Origin of the sequence: Rhizobium sp. 862_C5_N1_2 (assembly GCF_051811205.1) — a bacterium.
GTDB lineage: Bacteria > Pseudomonadota > Alphaproteobacteria > Rhizobiales > Rhizobiaceae > Rhizobium > Rhizobium leguminosarum.
In genome coordinates this window covers 824,824-848,041 of sequence record NZ_JBPWPT010000002.1, presented here as the reverse complement: position 1 = coordinate 848,041, position 23,218 = coordinate 824,824, and the positions used below count along the sequence as shown (strand labels likewise).

The following is a 23,218-nucleotide window of genomic DNA, read 5'->3' as shown; positions in this document are numbered from 1 at the left end:
CGATATGAACGAGCGCGCCGCCCTGGACCGAAGCCCTGCTGAAGCCGACAGAATCGGCTTCTTCGGCAAGTTGCCGAGCCACGGCGATTTCGTTTCGATGGGACTGAGCCGCAACCTGCAGGCCGCACTCGACGCCTGGCTGCAGTCGGGGCTGCAAGCGGCGCAGCGGGAACTCGGCGAGGATTGGGAACGCCGGTTTCGCATGATGCCGACGTGGCGTTTTATCGTCGAACGCGGTCTTTGGGGATCGGCCACCATTGCCGGTGTTCTGCTTCCGAGCCTCGACCGCGTCGGGCGCAGTTTTCCGCTTGTTATCGCCACCCAGCTTCACGGCTTTGCCGAGCATCCACGCCAGCTCTACCTCGACGATACCTGGTTCACGGCCGCCGAAGCGATCGCCGAAAGCTCGGCCAGGCGGAATTTCGACATCAATCATTTCACCGCAAGCCTGAAGCGGTTGCGGACCCTGCGTCCGGCCGACCTCGCGGAAAACGAGACGCTGCGGGACAATGCTTCCGGCCGAGGCACGCTCTGGTGGCGGATTAATTCTGAGGATCGGCGAGCCAAGGGGTTTCGTGTCAGCGGCGCCCCGGATCCCGAGGATTTTCCGAAGCTGCTGCCCAACGATTCTCCCGCGGTTTCGGCGCCACAGCAAGCCGAAACAGCCGCGACACCGCGCCCTGTTATCGACGAACCTCAGCGTCCTTTCGTGCTCCGCCACAGCCATGCCACGCACGTCGGCACGCGGCTCACCGTCAATGCCGATGCGCTGCTCGTATCGGAAACGCCATCACTTTTTGCCGTGGCCGATGGCATTGGCGACAGCAACGCTGCTGCCGAAGTCGGCAAGATCGCCATTCATGTGCTGGGTGAAATAGCCGAACAGCAGACGATCGAAGCTTTGGTGCAGGACATCAAAGGCAAGCTCGGCCGCACCCACGGCCTGCTTCAATCGGCCTATCTTTCCCAGGATCGCGAACCGTCGGCCGCGAGCATCGTCGTGCTGGCCACGCTTCGTGAGAACTGCGCCCTGCTCTGGGTCGGTGACGCCCGCTGCTATCTTCTGCGGGACGGCATGATGCGTTGCCTTACCCGCGACCATGTGGAGATCGGCCTGCGACGCACGCTTTCGCGCGCCATTGGCATGCGGGGACATCTCGTTCCCGAAGTCCGTTCCGGCGAATTGCAACCCGGCGACAGGCTGCTGCTCTGCAGCGCCCCGCTACCAAGCGTCGTCCCCGAGAGGAACATCGCTGAAATCCTCATTTCAGCAAAAATCGAAAACGCGGCCGATATCCTCGTCCAGGAGGGGTTGATTGCCAATTGCCGCGAAAACCTCAGCGCGATCGTGATCGATGTGAAGACTGATGACACATGATCATCCCGCGGATTTCGAAGAGATCGCGCGACGTTTTTCGCATCTCTGGCAGGCGTTGAATGAGGGTTCACCCGAGACGCGGCAAATCCTGGCAGACCGCGTCCGGGACGCGCTCGACCGGGGCGAGGCCCGGCTTCGCGACACGGATTGCCAGATCGTCGCCAACAGCTTTATGCTCGAGGCGCTGATCCATGACGGCGCGGCCACCCGGGTCTATCGCGCCCGCCATCGCGATCTCGGAACGTTTCATGCCATCAAGATGCCGCGGCCCGACCACGCCGATGATCCCGTGCTCAGGAAACTGATGCTGCGCGAGGCGGAAATCGGCATGGCGCTCCGTCATTCCCACATTGCCGCGACACAGACCGTTCTGCGCCTTGCCGATGGGCGCCCTGCCCTCGTCATGGAATGGATCGGCAGCCGGCTTGCGGACCTTTTGCGGGAAAGGCCACTATCCCTCGGCGAGATCACTTCAGTGATGACCTCGGTGCTTTCAGGCCTGGAGGCCATCCATGCCGCCGGTTTCGTGCATTGCGACCTGTCGCCGCTCAACCTCCTCGACGACGGCGATCTCTCCCGTTTGAAGATCGCCGATTTCGGCATCGCGCTTCAGCGCGGATCCCGGCATGGTCAATTCGATCTCGCCTTTGCCGGCCAGCCGGATCTCGTATCGCCCGAACAGATGGCCGGTCAACCGCTCGACGAACGGTCCGATCTTTACGCAGCCGGGTGTCTGCTGTCCTTGCTGCTTAGCCGTTGCAACGAGGAGAGCGACGGAACCAAAGCCCTGAAGGCATTGGCGAACCACCTGTCCCAACAGGATCCGCAAGCCAGGCCCGAAAAAGCAAGAGCCGCCTTGCATCTGCTCGGCGGCTCCCCAAAACGTCCTGTTGATGCTTAATTACCGCTCGAACCGGGGATCGGTGCCGCGGCCGTCGGCACGCTTTTCTGATACACGTTGAAGAGCTTGGCAAAGTCCACCAGGCTGGCGTTGCTGGCGTAGATGATATCGCCATCCATCATCTGGAACCGCTGCATCAGCGCCAGATTGGAAACGTCCTTCAGATCGACGCGGTAGATCACCGGCTTGGTGCTCACGACAGCCGGCACGGGGGTCTTGGCGTTTGCGGCAGCAACCTGCGTATAGAGCGGCTGGTTGCGCAGCACATAGAAATTGCGCGCGTCGGCACGATCGTCGAGCAGGCCACCGGCTCGCCCGAGCGCCTGGGCAAGCGTCAGCCTGCCCGGCTCGAATTCGAACTCGCCGACACTTTTGAAGGCGCCGAAGGCGGTGAAGGTGGGTGAATCCTTGTCGATATAGATCTGGTCGTCGGGCAGCAGGTAGACATTCTGCTTGTTGTCGTCGATGACGCGCTGGAGCGGCACGGTGGCGCGCTGCTTGCCGCGCATCAGCGTGACGATCGCCGAGCCCGGAGCAGACGATGCGCCGCCGGCGAGTGCTACCGCATCGAGCACACGCTCCTTGCGGGCGGTGAGCGGGAAGCGGCCGGCGGAACGCACGTCGCCATTGACGGTGATACCGCTGGAGGGCCTGTCGACCACGGTGACGACAGCTTGCGGATTGACTGCCGACCCCTTCAAGCCGGTGACGATGCGCGTCTGCAGAGCCTCGGTCGAGGAATCCACCACTCGCTGTTTGCCGACGAAGGGAAGGGTCACATTGCCCGTGGAATCGACAGTGAAGCGGCCGAGATTAAGAGTCTTGCTCTGGGTTGAAGAGAAAAGCCCCTCTTCGCCGGTGTCGAGGATCGTTACCTCGATAACGTCGCCGCGTCGCAGCCTCGTATCGGCAAATCCGCTCGAGCGCATGGCGCTTAGCCCGGGATCGGTGGCCGCATAGGCAAGTGGGGTGGCCGCAACCGGACCCATCGGCGCTTCCGAGAGCCTGACCACCGGGATCCTCTCGTTACTTTGAGGGGCAGTGGCATTATAAAAACCACCGGCGGTTGGGCCATCCGATGGCCGGGCGCAGGCGCTAAGAACTGCGACAAGGACGAGCGGCGCCAACTTTCGCATCAAGTATCCTTTTGGCAATATTGAGAGAATCGGAAAATATCAGCGGTGTACGACCGAGCAATACCAGTTGCACGCGAAAAATCAATTATGACAGTCCGCAGGTAGGCGGGTGTGACTAATTGGCAACCATATTGCTTAAGTTGATTCGATGGATGGCCGTTTGAACGGTTCCGCCACCTGCTCGATCTGCTCCCTGGGGGAACCAAAACCTAGTCACGCGTATTCGATCGAGATTGGCTTTCGAACCTACGGCGGGTGGACAAATGGCCTTGCACATCAAACGAATCTACGAGCCGAAAGACGACAAGGACGGCGCGCGCATTCTCGTCGACAGGTTATGGCCTCGCGGATTGAGCAAGCAGGATGCAGCAGTCGATATCTGGCTGAAGGATATCGTGCCAAGCCCGACGCTGCGCCGATGGTTTGGCCACGACCCCGCCAAATGGACCGAGTTCCAGCGCCGGGATCGGAACGAGCTGGAAAAGAATCCGTCTGCCGTGGAGGAGTTGAAACGCCAGATCGGGCAAGCGGACACGACGCTTCTCTACGCTGCGAAAGACGTGGACCACAATCACGCTGTCGTGCTTCAGCGCTTCATCGGCAAAGACTGACGCGTCGGTGACCGACGCCGATGACAAGCTGTTTCTCTGGGTCCGAAATTTCCGGGAACCTTTTCGTCTGAGCCGCATCCAATGCTCGCTTCCGAAGGCACATCACCGTTGCCGCCGGAAGGCGTTCAGTCACGACACAAGGGAGACAGATCATGTTGAAGCGAATTCTCGGCGCCACTCTGATGGCAGCCTCACTCGGCACGGCTTCGATCGCCGCCGATGCCAAGCCGACCGATCCTCAGATCGCCCACATCGCCTACACGGCGGGACAGATCGATGTCACCGCGGCAGAACAGGCGTTGAAGAAGAGCAAGAATGCCGAAATCATTGCATTCGCCAAAACCATGGAGCGCGACCACAAGGCCGTCAACGATCAGGCGCTCGCTCTCGTCAAGAAGCTGAAGGTGACACCCGAAGACAACCCCGTCAGCCAGTCCTTGTCGACACAGGCGACCAAGGAACTGACGACGCTGGAGGCGCTCGACGGCGCGGCGTTCGACAAGGCCTATGTCGAAAACGAAGTCGCCTATCACAAGTCGGTCAACTCAGCGCTTGCCAACATCTTGATCCCGTCGGCTGGGAATAAAGAGCTCAAGTCGCTGCTGGAAACGGGCCTGACCCTGTTCAAGGAGCACCAGATGCATGCCGAGCATCTGGCTTCGAAGACCAAATAGACATGGCAATGGGCTTGCTGATGAAATCCCTACGGCTCCCGCTGCTCTTTGCACTACTTTGGGCAGGCAACGGGGTTGCCTCGGCGGCGGACTATCGGATCACCATCACCGGCATGAAATTCAGCTCGCCGCCTCCCGAGCTGCATGTGGGCGATGTGATCGTCTGGAGAAACGATGATATATTCCGGCACACGGCAACCGCTCGCGACAAGAGCTTCGATATCGACCTGCCGCCGACATCGGAAGCCCGCATGACGGTCGCCCAAGCGGGAGCGATTGATTTTTATTGTCGTTTTCATCCCGCTATGACGGGCAAGCTGGAGGTCCGGCCATAGGCCGGGCTCCAATCGAAAGACGGGCGAGCGGGCGGAGATTTCCCATGACAGCAATTCCGGTTCGAGCCGCGCGACACCGGCAACAGATGACGATACTGTCTGACGCCGATCTCGTGCCCTTGGCGAGAATGGGCGACGAGCCTGCCATCCGCACGATCGTTCAGCGTCATAACCAGCGCCTGTTCCGGACAGCGCGCGCCATCATTCGCAACGATGCGGAGGCGGAAGATGTCGTCCAGGCCGCTTACATCAAGGCATTCACCAATCTGGCGACGTTCCGGGGCGAGGCGCAACTTTCGACATGGCTGACCCGCATTACGCTCAACGAGGCGCTGGGCCGTGTGCGGCGGCGGAAGAACACTACCGGGCTCGAGGAAGTCGATATGCAGACGATGGCGCCGGGTGGCGAAGTGTTGCAGTTTCCCTCCCCCTTGTCCGCGGCCGATCCGGAAGCCGAGCTCGCCAGGAGCCAGGCGCGGCATCTCCTCGAGAATGCGGTCGACGAACTCCCGGATGATTTTCGCGCCGTGTTCGTGCTCCGGGATGTCGAGGGCATGAGCACAGACGAGGCCGCGTCTTACCTCGGCATAAGACCCGAAACCGCCAAGACCCGGCTGCACCGGGCGCGCAAGATGATGCGCCATTCGATCGAAAAGCAGCTCTCCGGCGCATTCTCGGCCCTGTTCCCGTTCGATGGCGCCCGTTGCGCTTTCATGGCCGACCGCGTCATCGCTGCCCTTCGTCACAAGACGTTATGATGATGTCTCGCAATATCAGCGGGCAGCTTGCCACGCACGCCTGCCATGGTAGTCGCGGGGCGCTAAAACATGCGGAGGTTAATCGTGGTATCGAGCGCGTAACCCGCGCCATAGACAGTGCGAATCCTCAGATTGCGGAGTCCTGCAAACGCTTTTCGCAGCCGGCCAATGTGCACGTCAACGGTCCGGCTTTCTACAGCGTGCGGAACGGGCCAAACGGCCTCGATGAGTTGCTTGCGGGTACTGATCTGCCCTTGCCTTTCGATTAGGAATTTAAGGATTCTCATTTCAATAGGCGCAAGCGCTACTATCTTGCCTGAAACTACGACTGCGTGCGGCCCGAAGACAATCTCGGCGGCGGAAGCGCAATTTGGCAGAGTCGAAACCGCCGGCCGAGGGCTTATGTCGTGCAGAAAGGCGAGAAGCTTTGCAGGCGACAGAGGACGCGTGATGCCTTCGTCGAGGCCCGCCTTGATCAATTGCAGGTGCTGCGTGCGCATATCCTCGCCGATGAGTGCACCCACGGAAAGCCCCGAGCCCTTCAAGAGCGCACACAGGGGCGCAACGTCACTCGGCCAACCTGCACAATCCAGTACGACGGCGGAAAGTTCTACTGATGTGCAGGCGTCCACCACATCGTCGTCACTTGCAGCAAGACGAGCCTCAAAGCCTTCACTACGCAGAATATGCGCGAGGAGCAGATAAAGCTCGGCGTCCTGTGAGCAGACCAGAATGACCGGGGTCATGTCTATCGCCTCTTCTGTCGGTTGACGATGCGGCAAGCCCTAACTCGTTGCGAACTCGCCGCCATTGACATCTATGATGGCTCCGTTGACGAACTGTGCATCCTCCGATGCCAGAAACGCGATCACCGCGGCGACGTCGTCCGGTGCACCGAGCCGCCCGGCCGGAATACGGGCGAGCGCGTCGATGTTGGTCTTGCTTTGCGGGGAGCCTGTGAGTGGCGTCAGGATGCGACCTGGCGCCACGACATTCGATGTTATGCCGTAGGAGCCATATTGAGAGACCAGCACGCGGGATAATCCTGAAAGTGCGGCTTTGGACGTCGCGTAGCTCGCGCCGGCGATCCGCGGTATCGTCCGGCCGGCAAGAGATCCAACGAATATGACCCGTCCAAAACCGCTTTCCTTCATGGCGGGCAGAGCGGCTCGGCAGCACAACATCGCCCCTGTCAGGTTGACCGCGAGCACGTCGTTCCACTCTTCAAGGGTAAGGTCGGCGACGTGAAGAGGGCCGTCAGGACTTTTCGGCGAAATCCCCGCGTTGCAAACGAGGATCCCAGGTGCGCCTAGGACACGGGTGACTTCGCCGAAAAAGGAATTGATCGCCGCCGGTTCGCGGAGATCGACCTTTCTCGTAAGCGAGCGCTCTGGCCCGAAAGCCTCGGCAAGCGCAGAGCCCGCGGCCATGACGCTTGCTTCACCATGGCTGAAGACCGCAACCCGATGACCGGCCCTGAGAAGTCGAAACGCAGTGGCAAGACCGATCCCAGTCGTGCCACCGCTGATGACCGCAACATGCGAACTGCCACCAGGGCTCATGCCGCTTGATCCATTCCAGTAAACAGCGAAAGGGGCGGATGGGCGGCGGCCTCTGTTATTACCTCAATCAGCAAGGGCCCGTCTCCAGAGAGACCGCGCTCAAGGTATTGAGAAAGGTTGGCGGGATCCGAGATGCGTACTGCTGGGCAGCCGCAAGCTTCCGCAATTCGCCGATGATCGACGTCCGCGAAACTGCAGGCAGTCGTGAAGCTGCCGAACTTGACAGTTTCCGCATCACGTTGGAAGCCAAGGATACCGTTGTTCAACACGATGATGAGTACCGGAAGCTTGCTCCGCACCATGGTCTCCAACTCCGCCCAGCTATGCGCGAAACCGCCGTCCCCGACGATGACAACGACCGGCTTGTCGGGCTTTGCCACTTTCGCGCCGAGCGCAAGTGGCAGGCCCCAGCCAAGTCCGGCAAGGCCCCGCGGCGATAGGAAGCGCATGCCGGCCGAAAGGGCTCGGAGCTGGCCCGCGACCCACATCGAGGAATAGCTCGCATCGGCAACAACGGTCGTCTCTGCCGTCAATACTTGTTGCAGGTCGGACATGACTCGCTCGGGACGGATCGGACTGTTCTCCGAACGGGCAATAGATCGTCGCTCCATGTCAAACGCGCGCCAGAAACCCGCAATCCGAGCCGTCAACTTGTCGCGCTGCGATGCGCGGTAAGAGAGATCGCGTCGGGCAAGCGCGCGGCGAAGCGCGCTGATAGTTTCGGCCGCATCGCCTGCTAATCTGACCGCTTCGTAGGTACGTCCGATTTCGGTGGGATCGACATCGATGTGGATGACTGACGCGGACCGGGGAATTTGGCGCCAACTGTCAGTGCCATTCTGATTGGTTCGCGTCCCCACCAGAATGACGAGATCGGCTTCTTCGACGAGGGCAAGCGCGTGCTGTCCAAGCGATCTCGGCCCGACGAGAGCACCGAGAACGCCAGCTGACAGCGGGTGGTATTCGTCGACCGCGCCTTTTCCCATATTGGTCGTCAGGACGGCAAGCGAGGCTTCGTCCTGTAGCGCCGAAAGCTCGCCGGCGGCATGGCTTGCATGGACGCCTCCTCCGGCGATGACGATGGGCGCCTGGGCTGCGGCGATCATCGAGGCTGCGTGCTCGATGTCGCTATCGCGTGGACGCAACCGATCGAGTGGCCAGTGGCCAAGCACAGCCTCACGACGAAACAGCGAAGGGGAGATCTGCTCACGCAAGAGGTCGGCGGGGAGCAGGAGAGCTGCCGGTCCCGGCCGGCCCGAGGCGGCTGCCGTGAAAACAGCATCGACATAGTCGTCGATCCGCTCAGCAACGAGCACCTTGCGCACCCACTTCGTGCATGATTGGAACAGGGTGAGATGATCGAGTTCCTGGAATGCATTGCGATCAGCCTGATCTCGTTCCACATCCTGAACGAGAGCAACGACCGGAACGCTAGCCTTCAGCGCTTCGGCCAGCGGCGGAACGAGAAGCGTTGCCGCAGGTCCGTTCTGCGCTGCTACAACGCCGACCTTGCCTGACAGCCGCGCATACCCGTCGGCCATGGTCCCGCCCATGTTTTCCTGACGGTAGGCGATTTGACGTATGCCGATTGCTTCGGCCGCAAGGATAACCGCCGAAGGCAGACTCTGAGCAAAGATATGGGTGACGTCGTGCCTCTTCAGGGAAAGAGCGATCCGCTCGGCGACGGTTAGATGATCAGTTGCCATGGTCACATGCCTGCTTCGGTTGGAGTTGCTTCGAGGATTGAAAGGAAGTCTGCGAAGGCTGAGACGACCGCATCACCGTCCGCAGTTGTCATTGCCGTCGAAAGGCACGCCGCAGCGCCATTGGGAAGCAGGATCCCGCAACTGAGGAAATGCCTGGAGAGCCGCCCCATCAACTCGGCCTCTTCCGGGGCGAGATACGCCTCGCGGAAGTCCGTTGGCTGCTTTCCTTTCGGATGGATACGAAACAAGGATGCCGCCCCCGTCACGCTGAAGGCTGCCCCGTGGCGCGCGATTTCCTTTCGAAGTCCAGCCCGGATTCTATCGCCAAGGCTCTCGAGTGCAGCGAAAGCGCCATCCGTCATCGCCTCCATGGCAACCCGGCCCGCAACCATCGATACGGGATTTGCCGAAAACGTGCCGCCTTGCGGCAGCAGCGGCTTGCCGCTGTCGCTTGCGAACACCCGCATCACGTCCTTGCGCCCGCCGATCGCCCCGACGGGAAAACCTCCGCCGATGATTTTGCCGGCGGCGACCAAATCGGGGTGGAGACCATAGCGGGCCGACGCCCCCACATATGACTGCCGCAGATTAAGGACCTCATCGGCCACGATGAGAATCCCGTATTGCTTCGCGATCGCCTCGACAGCGGCAAAAAAGCTTGGCTCAGGCGCTATCAGCCCGGCGCGGCTTGGCATCGGGTCGATCAAGATACAAGCCAGTGAAGGGGCAGCCGAAGCAATTCGGCGCTCTAGATCCGCGATGTCATTGAAGCGGATAACCGTTACCTCGTCCCTTACCGAACGGGGCATTCCGCGATAGGCCGGTACGGCCTGAGACACCGAGGGATCGTTCCATATAGCCGGCGACACCGCCTGCCCCGTTTCCGCCCAGTCGTAAGCGCCGTGATAGGCGCCTTCAATCCGTGCGATGCCGGGCCGGCAAGTGAAGGCGCGAGCGGCCTTGATCGCAAACATCACAGCCTCGGTCCCGCTGCTGACAAAGCGAATATGTTCGATAGCCGGAATGCGCTCGATCAACAGCTCAGCCAGCGTGATTTCGTGCTCGGTCGGGTTAGAGAAACATGTGCCGCGATGAAGAAGATCTGCAACCGCGTCGGCAACTGGAAGAAAACCATGGCCGTGAATCAGCGTCGTGAAATTATTGTTTAGGTCGAGTAGGCGGTTGCCGTCGACGTCGATGAGATAGGCCCCCTCCCCGCGCGAAATGTAGAGCGGGCTGGGCTCATGATCGACGGTGACGCGCGTGATCCCGGTTGGAAACACGCGGCGACCCTTTTTGAAGAAATGTTCGGACCTCGACCGGGGAAATCCCCGGCCGTCGCGCAAGATATAAGGGTGAAACATTCGATCTTCTCCGGCAAATGGGTCACGGCGCGACCCTTCATAATTTTGTTATCACAAAAATCATGAACCCGAAGAAGTTGCAACAAAAAAATCCGGCCACGATGTTATTGCCGCTTGAGACGCTCCTGCGCTGCTTTCTTGAGGCGCCGATAGCCGTCTCGAATGTCGTTTTCCATTGCCGCTCGGACGGCGGAGGGATCTTTATCCACCAGAGCCTCAATCGCGGCCAGGTGGTTGTGGACACCGTATTTCACTTCCGCAAACTCAGGATAGAGGTCGTGGAACGAGGCGCCGATCCTTAACCATAGGGCCTCGATGGTCGAAAGAAGGTGCGGCATCTCGCACAGTCGATAGATGGTAAAGTGGAATTCTTTATTGTCGTGAAGAGCATCGCCGTAGCGCTTTTCCTCGAGCGAAAGTGTGATTTTTTCCTGTATTACGAACAGCTTGTCAAGCACATCATTGGTCGCACGAAGTGCGCCTTTTTCGGTCGCTAATCCTTCGAGGGCAAGCCGCATCTGCGTGACTTCGTAAAGCGCCGAAAGATCGAGATGCGGGACGATGACGGTTTTAGGACCCACCATGACGAGCGCACCCTCAAAGACCAGGCGGTTAATCGCCTCGCGCGCCGGCGTCGCACCAACCTTCAGCATTTCGGCAACCGAACGGATCGGCAACTTGTGACCGGGCTTGTATACGCCCCGCGTAAGTTGCTCCTTGATGGATGAATAGGCGAAGTCGCTGAGACGCCCGGAGTGCAATTCCGACGCCGACGATTCCTCTTCAGTTGTATTCTCGTTCAAAATTAACTCCCCACGAGTTGACTTCTTCACATTTTTGTTGCAACAAAAATGCATTGTGTAAAAATTGATCACGCAATGTGACAGCATAACGGGATCGTGAATATTAGCAACGCCTTGGCCCCGTGCGGCCATGCCTGAACAGATGCTGGCCTTGCCGGCTCGACACTCACACCACCTGGCGCCGCGCGGGCGGAGTCGGGAGGGATCAATGCATCTTAAAGCAAAGGAGATATCAGTTTGATTGGTGCGCCTGTTTTTATCGATCGCATAGGCAAGGCCTACGGCAGCCAGACTGCCGTAGGCGCAGTGACCTTGGACATTTCAGCAGGCGAATTCCTGTCGATCCTCGGTCCATCCGGATCGGGCAAGACGACGCTTCTGACAATGATCGCCGGTTTCGAAAGTCCGTCTGCCGGACGCATTATCATTGGTGGGCGCGATGTCACCGCCGTATCGCCCGATCGCCGCAATATCGGGATGGTCTTCCAGCGTTATGCTTTATTCCCGCATCTGACCGTCGCCGAAAACATCGGCTTTCCCCTGAGGATGCGCGGCATCCGCAAGGACCTCAGGGCAGAACGCGTTAGCCGGGCGCTCGACCTCGTCCAACTCCCGGACTATGCCAAGCGCTATCCCCACGAACTTTCCGGCGGCCAGCAGCAGCGGGTTGCAGTCGCGCGAGCAATGGTGTTCGAACCGCCTGTTCTCTTGATGGACGAGCCACTCGGGGCACTGGACAAGAAGCTGCGCGAATCCATGCAGATCGAGATCAAGCAGCTTCAGCGGCGCCTCGGTGCAACGGTCATCTACGTGACGCACGATCAGGAGGAGGCGTTGACGATGTCCGACCGGATCGCTGTCATGGCAAAGGGGCAACTCGTGCAGCTTGGAAGCCCGGCGGATCTTTACTGTAATCCGGAGAGTGCCTTTGTCGCCGACTTCATCGGCAAGATGAATTTCCTAACGGGAGAATTCCTGGGCAAGACCGCTGGTCGTCACACGATCAGACTGGGTGACGACGTGGTTATTGATACGCCCGGTGCCGCCCATAATTTCGAGGGTTCGGCAAAGATAGGTGATCGCGTTCGGCTCGCGCTGCGCCCTGAGCGCCTCGGCCTTGCAGCGCGGGGCGCAGGAGGACAGAACGCCCTCCCCGGTCGGATCGAAACGTCGGTCTTTGCCGGCTCCTTCGACCTTCATCTCGTTCGCACTGATTTCGGAAGCGGCGAGATCATTCAGGTGCAGATCCCTGCTGATGGAAAGAGGGAGCCCTTCGCAATGGGGGCACTCGTGGACGTCGTCGCCGAACGCGACGGCCTCCGGCTCTTTACGGTTGAGGAGGGATGAAATGACCACGACCGTCGATAATCCACGCGTTGTACCAACCCGTCCAGCGAGCTGGTTTTTCTCACGCTCGGCGCGCCAGTATTCGCATGCGCTGACGTTCCTGCTTATTGCGCCGTTGATGCTGTTACTGGCCGGAGGCTTCATCTATCCGATTGGACGGCTCGTCTCTTTGAGCTTAATGGCGCCGGGATTCACGCTGGAGCATTACGAGCGGATCGTCACCGAGCCACTCTACATGGAAGTCCTGCTTCGGACGTTGCAGACGGGCGCCATCGTAACAGTGACGAGCTTGCTGCTTGGATTTCCGGTTAGCTTTCTCATGGCGCATGCCAAAGGCAGGATGGCGATGCTCGTATCGGCCGCGGTGTTGGTCCCACTATGGACCTCAGTGCTGGTGCGATCCTATGCCTGGATCGTGCTGCTGCAGCGAAACGGCATCGTTAACGGTCTGCTGATCGAGAGCGGCCTCATTGGCAGTCCGTTGAAGCTAATCTACACCGAAGGCGCGGTGATCCTTGCGATGACGCATGTTCTCATGCCCTTCATGATCCTGCCGGTCTACAACGTTCTTCGCACTATTCCTGCAGAGTACACTCAAGCCGCCCGCAATCTCGGCGCCGGCCCGATTAGCGCGTTCTGGCGCGTGACCTTGCCGCTCAGCTTGCCTGGAATCTTTGCCGGATGCGTCATGTGCTTCATCCTGGCGATCGGTTTTTATATCACGCCGGCACTCGTCGGCGGGCCTGGAGCATTGATGATGGCAACGCTGATCGGCCAGCAAACCACCGTTCTGCTTGACTGGCCATTTGCCGCAGCGCTCGCGACCGTCCTTCTGACCACGACGCTGATCTTTGTCCTTGTGTTCCGCAAGGCGCTTTCCGTCAGCAAAGGAATGAACAGTGTCAATTGAGCCCGCAGTCACCGCCTCATTCGCCCCCTCTCCCGTCAACAGCACCCATCGGCCTTACGGCAAAGCGGCATTGCGGCTCCTTGGGGGCTTCCTGATCGGGGAAATCCTGTTCTTCCTGGTTCTGCCGACGTTGCTCGTCATCCCGATTTCGCTGAACGACAGCAGCTATATCGAGTTCCCGCCGAGGGGCCTGACGCTTCGCTGGTATATCGACTTTCTATCCGATCCGGACTGGCGCGCAGCAACGATCTTCAGTCTGCAGATTGCGCTGGCGACGACGGTCGCTTCGACGGTTATCGGTACATTGGCCGCCATCGGGCTCGTTCGCGGTAATCTGCCGGGAAAGACGCTTCTGCGGGCATTGTCGTTGGGGCCAATGATCGTTCCCCATGTTGTCTTTGGCGTTGCCCTTTATCTGGTTTTTTCCCCGCTCAGTCTGACCGGCAATTTCGCTGGTTTCCTGATCGCGCACACCGTACTTGCTGTTCCCTACGTGATCATCACCGTGTCGGCAGCACTCGAGCGCTTCGACACGTCACTCGAGCTTGCCGCACTGAATTGCGGGGCAAGCCGGAGCCGCGCCTTTATCAGCGTTGTGCTTCCTAACATCGCCCCGGCGGTGGCTGCGGCTTCGGTCTTTGCGTTTCTGGCGTCGTTCGATGAGGCAACAGTCGCCTTCTTCATTTCCGATACGGGCGGAAAAACGATCAGCCGCAAGATGTTCGAGGACATCGATTTCAATCTCACCCCGGTCATAGCGGCGGTTTCGACGCTGCTCGTCGCGGTATCGCTGCTGCTCATGGGGACCATTCATCTCCTTACCGGCCGCGGGGAGGATTAACATGATCACATCAATCGGAGAGAGGAAGAACCGATGAAAAAGCGAACGAAGATCAAGCCACTGCTTGCGGCTTGCCTCATGCTTGCCGGTGCGGGGGCGGCGCAAGCCGAGGAGCAGGTCATCATTGCGACCACAGGCGGCGCCTACGATGCCGCGCTTCGAAAATTCTGGTTCGAGCCGTTTACCGAAAAGACCGGCATCAAAGTTGTTTCCGTCGCGGCAACGAATGCCGAGATGCGGGCGAAAGCGGCGGCCATGGTCAAGACCGGCAACGTGACCTGGGACCTTTATCCGGACGGCGAGATCCAGGCGAGCGCTGAAGCGCATCGGCTTACATCTGAAGACCTGACCGACTTTTGCAAGTCTTTCCAGAGCCGGCCAGATCTGGTCGAGGATGCCTGCGTCAGCGCTGGGGCCAGGCTTTTTTCAACCGCAACGCTGATGGCCTACGACCCGACTGCCTTCAAGGATGGGAATCCGTTGAGCTGGGCCGATATGTGGAACCAGACAAAATTTCCTGGGGGTCGCTCGTTTCCAAATTTCGACGATCCGTGGAGGGTAATGGCTGCCGCGCTCCTCGCCGATGGTGTTCCGCGCGACAAACTCTTTCCGCTCGACGTTGATCGCGCCCTTAACAAGCTCGACGAGATCCGCCCGGCGATATCGCTCTGGTGGAAGACCGGTGACCAGAGCGTTCAGGGCTTTCGCAACGGCGACTACAGAATCGGGCAGATCTGGCTGACGCGCGCAAATACACTGAAGGCGGAAGGACGCCAGATCGCCTGGTCCAAACAGGCCTCGTTCCTCGTCGGCGATCGCTTGACGATTATCAAGGATGCGCCGAACCGCGCAAACGCGTTGAAGTTGATCGGCTACTGGCTTGATCATCCGGAGGCGCAGGCCGGGGTGTGCAACGAACTCCTTTGCACGCCGCCGAGCCGCAAGGCGATCGATTTGATGTCGCCGGCTGCACGCGCGGCACTGCCGAGCGACGAGGACATCCGGGATTACATCGTCATCCCGGACGCCAAATGGATCAACGACAATGCTGCGATGATGCTCGAGCGTTGGAATGCCTGGATCCGATAACGATCCCCCTTTGGCGGTGGTTCCGCCCGAAGGGGCGGAGACAGATCTTTATCCCTTGAGAGCACGATTGACGGCAGCTGCGACGTCGCGCAATTCGGATGCCGTGTGGCCGGCAGTCGGACATATTCGCAGCCCCGCCCTTCCCTTGGCCACAGTCGGGAAGAAAATGGCCGACGTGTAGTAACCAGAACCAAGTACAAGTCTGGCAGCGCCGATTGCCGCAAGCTCGTCACCGACGACGACGGTCCTGATCGGGAGTCGGGACCCTGCCTGTGCGGTCGGCACCAGCTCGTCGAAAAGAGAGATGTGTTCTGCGAGCGTCCTTTGCCGCACACCAAGTTCCGGTGTGCGGTGAATCGACTGAGAGGCCAGAGCTGCACCGATCGCCGCAACATTGATGGAGGCCGAGAAGGCATGCGCGAGAGCAAAGCGCCGGAAGATCTCTTCCTGGAACGCCGTTGCGAGCATCAGCATGCCGCCCGACGCTCCGAAGCCCTTCCCGAGCGAGGCGGCGATGATCGTCCGTTCACCGAGACCTTCTGGCATCTGTGAACGGGCAAACCCCTCGCCTCTTTCCCCGAAAATCGATATACCGTGAGCATCATCGATGTAAAGGAAGAGGCCGTATCGCTCCTGAAGCTCCCGCAACTCCTTGATCGGGGCACAGCCACCCATGGAATAGACACCGTCGCAAACATAGGCGACCGCCTCGTTCTGGCGGCAAATTTCTTCGAGCGCCTGAAGATCGTTGTGGCCTATAGTGCGCACCTCGCATTCTTCAGCAACGACGGGCTTGTTGAAGGCGAGCGTTGCATGCGCGAGACGGTCGAATACCATGACTGGTTTTTTGCCGCCCGTCAGAACGCCGGACGCAATCAGCGGAAGCGCGCTTAAGTTGGCGGCAAGCACTGTTGTGTAGGTGATAACCCTCGCGCCGAAGAGATCAGAAAGAGCATCCTCGAGGTCTCCGAGGACTGCAAAATTGAGCCGCGTCCGGGCGCAGGACCAGTGTAGTGTTCCGTAGCGCCGAACTGTCTCTATTGCGCCTTCGATGATTGAGGGGTGATTGTCGAGCCCGAGATACGAGCAGCGGACGAAGTCGACGACGCGCTTCAATCGGCGATCCGAAACCGGCAGCTCCACCGCTCGACCGTCAGACGGATGGACATAGAGGGCCATCAAGCCGTTGAGCTGGGCGGCGGCAAAGTGGGGACTCGCGTGGCTGATCAGGCCCGCGGTGTTTCTGTGGGATGTTTTCGCCGATCCGGCGCCCGAAGCTGCCTCTTGCATGTTGTGCTCCCAAATGTTCAACGGACTTCAAGCTATGCGCGTGATCGTCGTTTATGCAACGAAGGCGACAGCAAGTTTTCGGGAAGTTTCGATGAACATGTGACCGTGGGGAAGTCACATACTTTACGCAACGTCGATTGCATATCCTTCCTTTGGCACGGTGCGGATCAAATCGCGGCCAAGCGCCCGCCTCAATGCACGCCGGAGCCGGCCGATATGAACATCGACTGTCCGAGGCTCGACGAAAGCTGATTTCGGCCAAGCGACCGCGATCAGTTCCGCGCGGCTTAGAACACGCCCCGCGTCACCCATAAGAGCGCTCAGCAGACGAAACTCGATCGGGCTGAGATTAACCGGCATACCCCTTACCAAGACACGCCGGCCGCTGACGTCCAGCTTCAGATCGTCATATATTGGAACGAAGCGGCCAGACGCTTCGTCGGAGGAATTGCCTATTTCACCGTGGAGATAAGACAGCAGCCGTTCCGGAGGCATCGGCCTTGTGAAGCTCTCATCGACGTCGGCTTTCAGGATGTCGAGATAAGCGGCCTTTTCGGCGACGAGTGCGATGAGTGTGAGTTCGTCGGCAAGCCCCTTTTCTCCCAGGCTCGACGCGATATCAGCCAGAATTTGTGAACCCGGCTGGCAGTCGACGATGATAGCTGCAGCGCCGCGCTCCTCGGCGATCGCCACGGCCTCGTTTGGAATATCGACCAGCACCGTCCTGTATCCGGCCCCCCTCAAGATGTATGACAGCATCAAATAATAGTCGGCATCCCGGGATACGATCGCCAGAAGTGCGCTCATCGGCTCGCACCGCCAGCTGTTGACCCCACCATTTCTACGTTTGCTACGACAAAACTCTCACCGGATTGCCTCATTCTAAGTGACACCTCAAGCCTGATTCGTAAAATATCGCGAAAATCGCTCTCATTGCGGGTATTTTTATAGCTTGCCTTTCGGTTTTGTTACAACATAATGTTGAGCATGAGAAGCACTTCGCACTGAAGCGCGTATTTGCCAGGGACGGCACGTGATCGTGGCCCACTCGGTGGGATCGACGTCCGGCATAATTTGATGGCCTGTTTCCGGACGGTAACGGGGCTTTTTAATGCGCGAAATGTTCGAAAGGTTCTCAGCCGGCTGCGCCGCAACCGCACCGGATTTTTGGAGTGATGCAGATGTTGGGGACATAAGTACTGCTGTCCGTTCGCTTTACGGACAACATGCGAAAACCGCGGCAGCCTGGTGTGCCATAAGCGCTCGCTCCGACGGTCGCTCAGGCGATTTCAAGTTTTGGGTCCGAGTTTTCCAGCAGTTGGGGAAATTCGAAAACAAATGCGAGGGCCATCGGCTTTGATGTCGCACGCATGTTTACTCCGACAGCATTCCGACACTACGAATCTGTCCGGCCTTATAGGTCGGACAGATTCGCGGTGATCATGCCAGCCGCTCGGTTGAACGCAGATTTCGGGAGCGGGACGTGTAGGGGCAGACAGGGTGTCCCCACAGCGAAGGGTTCATGATCAACACGCAGAGCAGGGGGACTAGTTTTATCTGAATACGATGGCTACAAAAGTCCTGTCATGAAAGACGCCTGCCGCATCCTGCACCAGGAGTTTCAGACGCGTTGAAGGGCAGCTCGGCTGAGTTCGAGGAAATGGGGCGCATCCTCAAAGTCAGCTTATTTGAGTCATGCACCCGCGATCGACACGCTGCTTGAAGCCGTTCGCTGCCTCCGCCAAGTAATTGGGTTGACAGAATACTCCATGAGCCGAGGGATGGCCCACAGCTGACGGGCGAGCGAGCGACCGCGCGCCTGGTTCTTGATCTCGATCGCGATATAGGCGCGGGCGATCGCATTGCAGCGATTTCCTGCCGTCCATAATCTCTCCCGCAGCTCATTCATTGGTCTCAGAGACTAATGCCACGACTGACAGCCCGCTGGTGCCGTTCCGAGATGATCTGTTCGCTGCTTTCCATGCGCACCGTCCGCTGCAGGACCTTCAACCTGTCCTGCATCGCCTCGAAAGCATTGCGCTGCGCTGGTGGCACACGATTGATGAGATCCTTTTCGCCGCGAATGATGGCATTGCGACCAAAGCGCTCGTCGAGTGCCCGGCTGACGGCGGCGAACTCCCGGCGAATGCTGGGATCGAGAGGGGCAGCGGAAGCCGTCAGCTTGCGGTCGTTGTTCTTCGCCTCGGCAGTCAGTCGCATGAGCACGTCTTCCGCCGCCGTCGACAGAGCAGGAATGGCAACCGCCATGCGCCGCCGCTCTTCGGCGATAGCCTGGCGTTCGGCATCGAGCACATTGACGTAGGCCGAACCGAGCGATCGCAAACGGGCGCCGGCTTCAGGCACGGCCTGCACCGCCTGTTTCCGCTCCCGGCCGGCGGCCAGCATCCGGTCCATCAGGCGATCGGAACCGCGCAATGCGCCATAGGCGGCCGGATCGTTGGTCACCGCGGCCGCGATGCGCTCGCCAGCAAAGCCTTTCTGAAGCAGCTCTTCGATCTTGCCGACGGCGTCGACCGGATCGCGCCAGATCGCGCTTGCCACCGCCGCCAGCGCTGCTCGCTGCTGGCGATAGAGAGGATCTGAGAGCACCGCCTCCTCGTCGATCCCGGTCCTGAACTCGGTGACGGCGGCAAGCATGGGGACATTCTCCATCCCTTGATCGGCACTGGCGCCGGCAACAATCTTCGAACGATCCCGCCGCTCGGCGAGATGCTGCTCGTCGGCAAAGCGCTTCACGGCCTTGAACAGCCGGGTCAGCTTCTCGCCTCTGATACTGGCGAGGTCCTCCGGCATACGCTCGACCATGTTGCGTTCGCCAACCGCGTCGGCCTTCGAGGTAAACGCGCTCCAGCCGAAGCGGGCGGTCAGCGCCTCGCTGACCGCCTTGACCTCCTGGACGATCGAGCGGTCTTTGGCGGCAAGCGCAAAGGCGGCCTTGTAGGCGTCGTCACCACCTTGCCTGCGCACCGCCTCGATCTCGGTAAGACGTGCCATCACCTTTTCGGAGAGCGCCGGGATCGGCAATGCCATATGGGCGCGGCGCTGTTGCTCGTGGCTTTCGAAGCGTTCGGCATTCCGGCGGAACTGGGTGGCATGGGCGCGGACGAGCGGCAGTAGGTCCATCAATGCCGTGAAAGCGACACCGCGCTGGTCGCGTGCCGCACGACCGTCGACGATCAGGTCGGAACCCCGCAGGCGGCCGAGCCGCTCGGGTGCTTTGGCAAGATCATCGGCAAGCCTGCGCGGATCGACGCTTGTATCCGATGAAAGCGCGTTCAAGGCGACAAGGGCTGCATCCGGGTCACGATAGATCGTCTCCAGCAGCGGCCGGAGGATGGCTTCCCGTTCCTTCCAGGCAGGAGACGAAAGTTGTGCCAGCCGCGCATCTTCCTCGGCACTCCTGGCAAAGCCTGTGGTGGGTGGGATCAGATATCGGCCGCTCGCAACATCCGCCTCCAAGACGGTTTGGGGTTCACGTTCCTCGTTGTAGGCGATGCGCCGTTCCCGCTCGATCGTGAAGCCGAGCGCCACGCTTGCTCGCTCCCACAGCTTCGCCAGCTGCTCGCGCTTCTCGGCAATCCCGGCCCACCGCCGGGAAAGGCTTTCCTCCACCCCGGCTGCAGCTTGAGAGAGGCTGTCGATCCCTCGACGGCGGGCAAAATCTTGGGCATGGGCGCGATAACCGGCCTCGCTTTCAAAATCGAGCGTCGTCGTCTTGGCGCCGGAACGCGACAGGCGCTCTACCAGCTGCTTGAACAGGTCCGGTCGATGGCTTTCCCGCTCGATCCGTTGCTGACGCTCTGCGGCGGTTTCGATCCGCCTGGCGGTCCAGACGTTGCGGTCGACCTCTCTTTCCTCGAACCGCTTCTGGCCGGTTTGCTCGTCGACGATCGCAACCTTGATCGTCACCCGCTCGACGCCGTCCTTGCGCAGCGTGACGGTATCGCCTTCTGAGACGCCAACTTCCTCGAGCGCCTTCGGCAGGCTGACGCCCCATAGACGATGGAGGGTGCCGTCATCCGTCCTGACATCGGCATAGGGGCTGTCGTCGGCATCCTCGTCATTCGGCCGGAACTTGGCTTGTCCTGTTTCCACGAGCGCGCCGGTGACGCCGGCGGCATGATCGACATGCGGCTTTCGTCCCCATTCCGGCTTTGCTTCAAAATCGTCCTTCGCCGCATAGAGGTCGACGCGGTCTCTGTGTCTCGTCATCGACACATAGGTCAGGTGCTGGTCCATCATGCCGGTGGCGAGCACGAAGGTTCGCTCGACCGTGGCGCCTTGAGACTTGTGAATGGTCGCGGCGTAGCCATGATCGACATTGCGATAGCTGCTCTCGCTGATGACGACATCACGGCCACTGTCGAGACGAACCGAAAGCACTGCGTCGCCACGTTTGTCGCCGGTGGAAACGACCGTGCCGAGCATGCCGTTCTTCACATGTTGCGGGCCGAGACGCATTGCGCGCGCTTCAACGAAGCGGGCATTCTCCAGGAAGATGATGCGGTCACCGGCAGCAAATTCCCGCGCGCCGCGCTCGGTCTGGAAAGCGCGGTTCTCACCAAGTGCGCCCTCTCCCACCATCACCGATCGCAGCGCCTCGTTCAGACGCTTGACGTCCTCGTTGGTGTGGGCGAGCGCCAGCAGTTCGTCACCACGAAGACGACCGTCATTGCCTGCCGTGGTTGAGTTCTGGATTGCCTGTTTGCGCGCTTGGCTCCAATCGGCGACGATCCGATCGATCGTTTCCGCTCGCGTCCCTGCCTCGACCAGGTGGCCATGTCGGGCATAGACATCGAGGCCTTGTTCGACCTCGCCACGGGCAAAAAGCCGCGACGCTTCGCGCGCCCATGGCTGGCGCTGGCGGCGCACGCCAGCAAGTTCGGCAAAACCGATCCGCTCAGTGATCGCCCGGAATGCCGCCCCCGCCTGGATCGGCTGCAGCTGCATCGCGTCACCAACCAGCACGACCTTCGCCTCGGCTTGCTCGGCGATGTCAAGCACACGGGCCATCTGCTGCGACGACACCATGCCGGCCTCGTCGATGACAAGCACATTGCCACGTTCGAGCAATTCGCGTCCGCTGGCCCAGGCGAGTTCCCAGGCGGCGAGTGTCCGCGACCTGATGCCGGAACTGTCTTCCAGCCCTTCGGCGGCTTTGCCGGCAAGGGCAGCACCGATCACCCGGCGGCCATCATGTTCCCAGGCAACGCGTGCGGCGGCAAGCAAGGTCGACTTGCCGGCGCCGGCAAGGCCGACCACGGCGGCGATACCTTTGTCGCGGGTGATATGGTGGATGGCGTCCACCTGTTCCGGATCGAGCCGGAATGACGTGTCCGGATCCTGCGTTTCGACCTGCCTGATCGCCGCCGCAACCACCCGATCGGAAACGGCAAATCCGCGGCGCTTCGCCAAAACCCGCGCCGACCGCCCCATGTCATATTCGATGCGCAGCATCTCCCGCGTGGTGAAGACGGCAGGTTCGCTCGCCTTTCCCGTTTCGGCATCGATCTGCTGCGGCTTCAGCATGATGAGATCGTCCGACGCCATCAGGCGCGCGCGGATATTGGCGAAGTCCGCGGGATCGTCGACAGTGCGATGCAGCGCCTTGGCGATATCGCGCTCATCGAAGGTGGAGCGTTCATTGCTCAACTGCTTCAGCAGAAGCGCAGGATCGGCAAGCAGCCGGTCGGCCATCTTCTGGCGTCTGGCAAGGTCGGCCGGAGCAAAATACATCTCCGCGTCCCTGCGGGCGAGTGCTGCCTTCTCCGGTCCGAGGTGCTTCTGCGCGATGCCATCGAGGCCCTGTTCGGCATAGGAGCGGCCATCGAGCCGGATCTCGTGACCGGCAAGCGCCAGGTGCCGGCTGGCCGTTTCCGCCCAGGCGATCTTCCATCCCTTCATGGTTTCCTTGTCGCCAGCCCAGAGTTTGTAGACGACCTTGCCATTCGGGCGATCCGGCGTGACGACCCGCAGCGGCTTTCCGTCCTCGCCACGGACAGGAACCTTCTTTGGCCCGAAGCCCTCCTCCGCCAGCGGCCTGAGCGTCGTCATCAGATGGATATGCGGATTGCCGTCCTTGTCGTGATAGACCCAATCGGCGACCATCCCTTTCGCAGTCAGATTGTCGAGCACGAACTCCCGCACCAGCGCGATGTTCTCAGCCCGCGTCAGCTCTTCCGGCAGCGCGATGATCAACTCGCGCGCCAGCTGCGCGTCGGCGCGTTTCTCGAAAGCATCGACGGCATTCCACAGCGCTTCGCTCGCCTTGGCGACGGATTGACCAGAAATCGCCGACCGCAGCCAGGCCGGTATTTGGTCCGGAAGAGCCAGCTCCTCATGCACCAGTTCGGAAGCTCCGCCGCGATAGCTGAACGATGTGCCGGCCTGTTCGTCCATCATCCGGGCGCGATGGCGATAGGCGGCGGCCGAGACGACGCTGCGTCCCGCGCCCCTGCCGATCACCTGTGCTCTGACGAACATGATCGCCAC

General features: G+C 60.3%; 19 protein-coding genes. 10 read left to right on the top strand and 9 right to left on the bottom strand.

Annotated elements, in window-relative coordinates; genetic code table 11:
• The first annotated feature begins 4 nt into the window (after positions 1–4).
• Together tagF and ACD590_RS28335 are read left to right on the top strand one after the other, a co-directional pair.
• A complete protein-coding gene (gene tagF, locus ACD590_RS28340; RefSeq protein WP_439003901.1) occupies positions 5–1,378 on the top strand; it encodes a type VI secretion system-associated protein TagF in 1,374 nt (457 codons plus the stop codon).
• Positions 1,368–2,279, top strand: a complete 912-nt coding sequence (locus ACD590_RS28335; RefSeq protein ID WP_439003900.1) for a serine/threonine-protein kinase — start codon at positions 1,368–1,370, stop codon at positions 2,277–2,279. The genes tagF and ACD590_RS28335 overlap by 11 nt, the downstream gene beginning before the upstream one ends.
• Here the strand turns inward: ACD590_RS28335 and ACD590_RS28330 are convergent.
• Complete coding sequence (locus ACD590_RS28330) at positions 2,276–3,415, bottom strand: polysaccharide biosynthesis/export family protein (RefSeq protein ID WP_439003899.1); 1,140 nt, start codon at positions 3,413–3,415, stop codon at positions 2,276–2,278. The two genes, ACD590_RS28335 and ACD590_RS28330, sit on opposite strands and share 4 nt — an antisense overlap.
• A 263-nt stretch (positions 3,416–3,678) precedes the next feature.
• Here ACD590_RS28330 and ACD590_RS28325 point away from each other — a divergent pair, with 263 nt between their 5' ends.
• The 4 genes from ACD590_RS28325 to ACD590_RS28310 all read left to right on the top strand — a co-directional run bounded on the left by ACD590_RS28325 (position 3,679) and on the right by ACD590_RS28310 (position 5,793).
• Complete coding sequence (locus tag ACD590_RS28325) at positions 3,679–4,026, top strand: DUF488 domain-containing protein (protein ID WP_439021019.1); 348 nt, start codon at positions 3,679–3,681, stop codon at positions 4,024–4,026.
• 152 nt (positions 4,027–4,178) lie between these two features.
• The gene (locus tag ACD590_RS28320; protein ID WP_439003897.1) at positions 4,179–4,700 is read left to right on the top strand and encodes a DUF4142 domain-containing protein; all 522 of its coding nucleotides are present in this window, start codon (positions 4,179–4,181) and stop codon (positions 4,698–4,700) included.
• Between the two features lie 8 nt (positions 4,701–4,708).
• Positions 4,709–5,035 carry a cupredoxin domain-containing protein gene (locus tag ACD590_RS28315; RefSeq protein ID WP_439003896.1) on the top strand — a complete coding sequence of 109 codons (327 nt, stop codon included), beginning with the start codon at positions 4,709–4,711 and terminating at the stop codon, positions 5,033–5,035.
• A gap of 44 nt (positions 5,036–5,079) precedes the next feature.
• Positions 5,080–5,793, top strand: a complete 714-nt coding sequence (locus tag ACD590_RS28310; protein WP_439003895.1) for an RNA polymerase sigma factor — start codon at positions 5,080–5,082, stop codon at positions 5,791–5,793.
• A 62-nt stretch (positions 5,794–5,855) separates the two neighbouring features.
• On the opposite strand, the gene ACD590_RS28305 is transcribed toward ACD590_RS28310, so the two are convergent.
• From ACD590_RS28305 to ACD590_RS28285, 5 genes are all read right to left on the bottom strand, one after another.
• Positions 5,856–6,539 carry a response regulator transcription factor gene (locus ACD590_RS28305; protein ID WP_131598276.1) on the bottom strand — a complete coding sequence of 228 codons (684 nt, stop codon included), beginning with the start codon at positions 6,537–6,539 and terminating at the stop codon, positions 5,856–5,858.
• A gap of 39 nt (positions 6,540–6,578) precedes the next feature.
• Positions 6,579–7,355, bottom strand: a complete 777-nt coding sequence (gene fabG / locus ACD590_RS28300) for a 3-oxoacyl-ACP reductase FabG (RefSeq protein ID WP_439003894.1) — start codon at positions 7,353–7,355, stop codon at positions 6,579–6,581.
• Positions 7,352–9,061 (bottom strand): acetolactate synthase catalytic subunit, encoded by a 1,710-nt coding sequence (locus ACD590_RS28295; RefSeq protein WP_439003893.1) that lies wholly within the window; start codon positions 9,059–9,061, stop codon positions 7,352–7,354. Before ACD590_RS28295 ends, fabG begins: the two co-directional genes overlap by 4 nt.
• Positions 9,062–9,063: 2 nt before the next feature.
• Positions 9,064–10,425, bottom strand: a complete 1,362-nt coding sequence (locus tag ACD590_RS28290; protein WP_112907436.1) for an aspartate aminotransferase family protein — start codon at positions 10,423–10,425, stop codon at positions 9,064–9,066.
• Between the two features lie 104 nt (positions 10,426–10,529).
• On the bottom strand, positions 10,530–11,228 hold the full coding sequence (locus ACD590_RS28285; protein ID WP_439021017.1) for a GntR family transcriptional regulator: 699 nt from the start codon (positions 11,226–11,228) through the stop codon (positions 10,530–10,532).
• Between the two features lie 237 nt (positions 11,229–11,465).
• Here ACD590_RS28285 and ACD590_RS28280 point away from each other — a divergent pair, with 237 nt between their 5' ends.
• The 4 genes from ACD590_RS28280 to ACD590_RS28265 all read left to right on the top strand — a co-directional run bounded on the left by ACD590_RS28280 (position 11,466) and on the right by ACD590_RS28265 (position 15,415).
• Positions 11,466–12,575, top strand: coding sequence for an ABC transporter ATP-binding protein (locus ACD590_RS28280; protein WP_018246075.1), 1,110 nt, complete (start codon positions 11,466–11,468; stop codon positions 12,573–12,575).
• A 1-nt stretch (position 12,576) separates the two neighbouring features.
• Positions 12,577–13,485 (top strand): ABC transporter permease, encoded by a 909-nt coding sequence (locus ACD590_RS28275; protein WP_018246076.1) that lies wholly within the window; start codon positions 12,577–12,579, stop codon positions 13,483–13,485.
• Between the two features lie 70 nt (positions 13,486–13,555).
• On the top strand, positions 13,556–14,326 hold the full coding sequence (locus ACD590_RS28270) for an ABC transporter permease (protein WP_018246077.1): 771 nt from the start codon (positions 13,556–13,558) through the stop codon (positions 14,324–14,326).
• A gap of 33 nt (positions 14,327–14,359) precedes the next feature.
• A complete protein-coding gene (locus ACD590_RS28265) occupies positions 14,360–15,415 on the top strand; it encodes an extracellular solute-binding protein (RefSeq protein WP_018246078.1) in 1,056 nt (351 codons plus the stop codon).
• A gap of 48 nt (positions 15,416–15,463) precedes the next feature.
• Here ACD590_RS28265 and ACD590_RS28260 read toward each other — a convergent pair whose 3' ends face one another.
• The 3 genes from ACD590_RS28260 to traA all read right to left on the bottom strand — a co-directional run bounded on the left by ACD590_RS28260 (position 15,464) and on the right by traA (position 23,218).
• Complete coding sequence (locus ACD590_RS28260; protein ID WP_439003891.1) at positions 15,464–16,705, bottom strand: 8-amino-7-oxononanoate synthase family protein; 1,242 nt, start codon at positions 16,703–16,705, stop codon at positions 15,464–15,466.
• Positions 16,706–16,828: 123 nt separating this feature from the next.
• Positions 16,829–17,512 (bottom strand): winged helix-turn-helix transcriptional regulator, encoded by a 684-nt coding sequence (locus ACD590_RS28255; protein WP_018246080.1) that lies wholly within the window; start codon positions 17,510–17,512, stop codon positions 16,829–16,831.
• Between the two features lie 1,107 nt (positions 17,513–18,619).
• The gene (gene traA, locus ACD590_RS28250; RefSeq protein ID WP_439021015.1) at positions 18,620–23,218 is read right to left on the bottom strand and encodes a Ti-type conjugative transfer relaxase TraA; all 4,599 of its coding nucleotides are present in this window, start codon (positions 23,216–23,218) and stop codon (positions 18,620–18,622) included.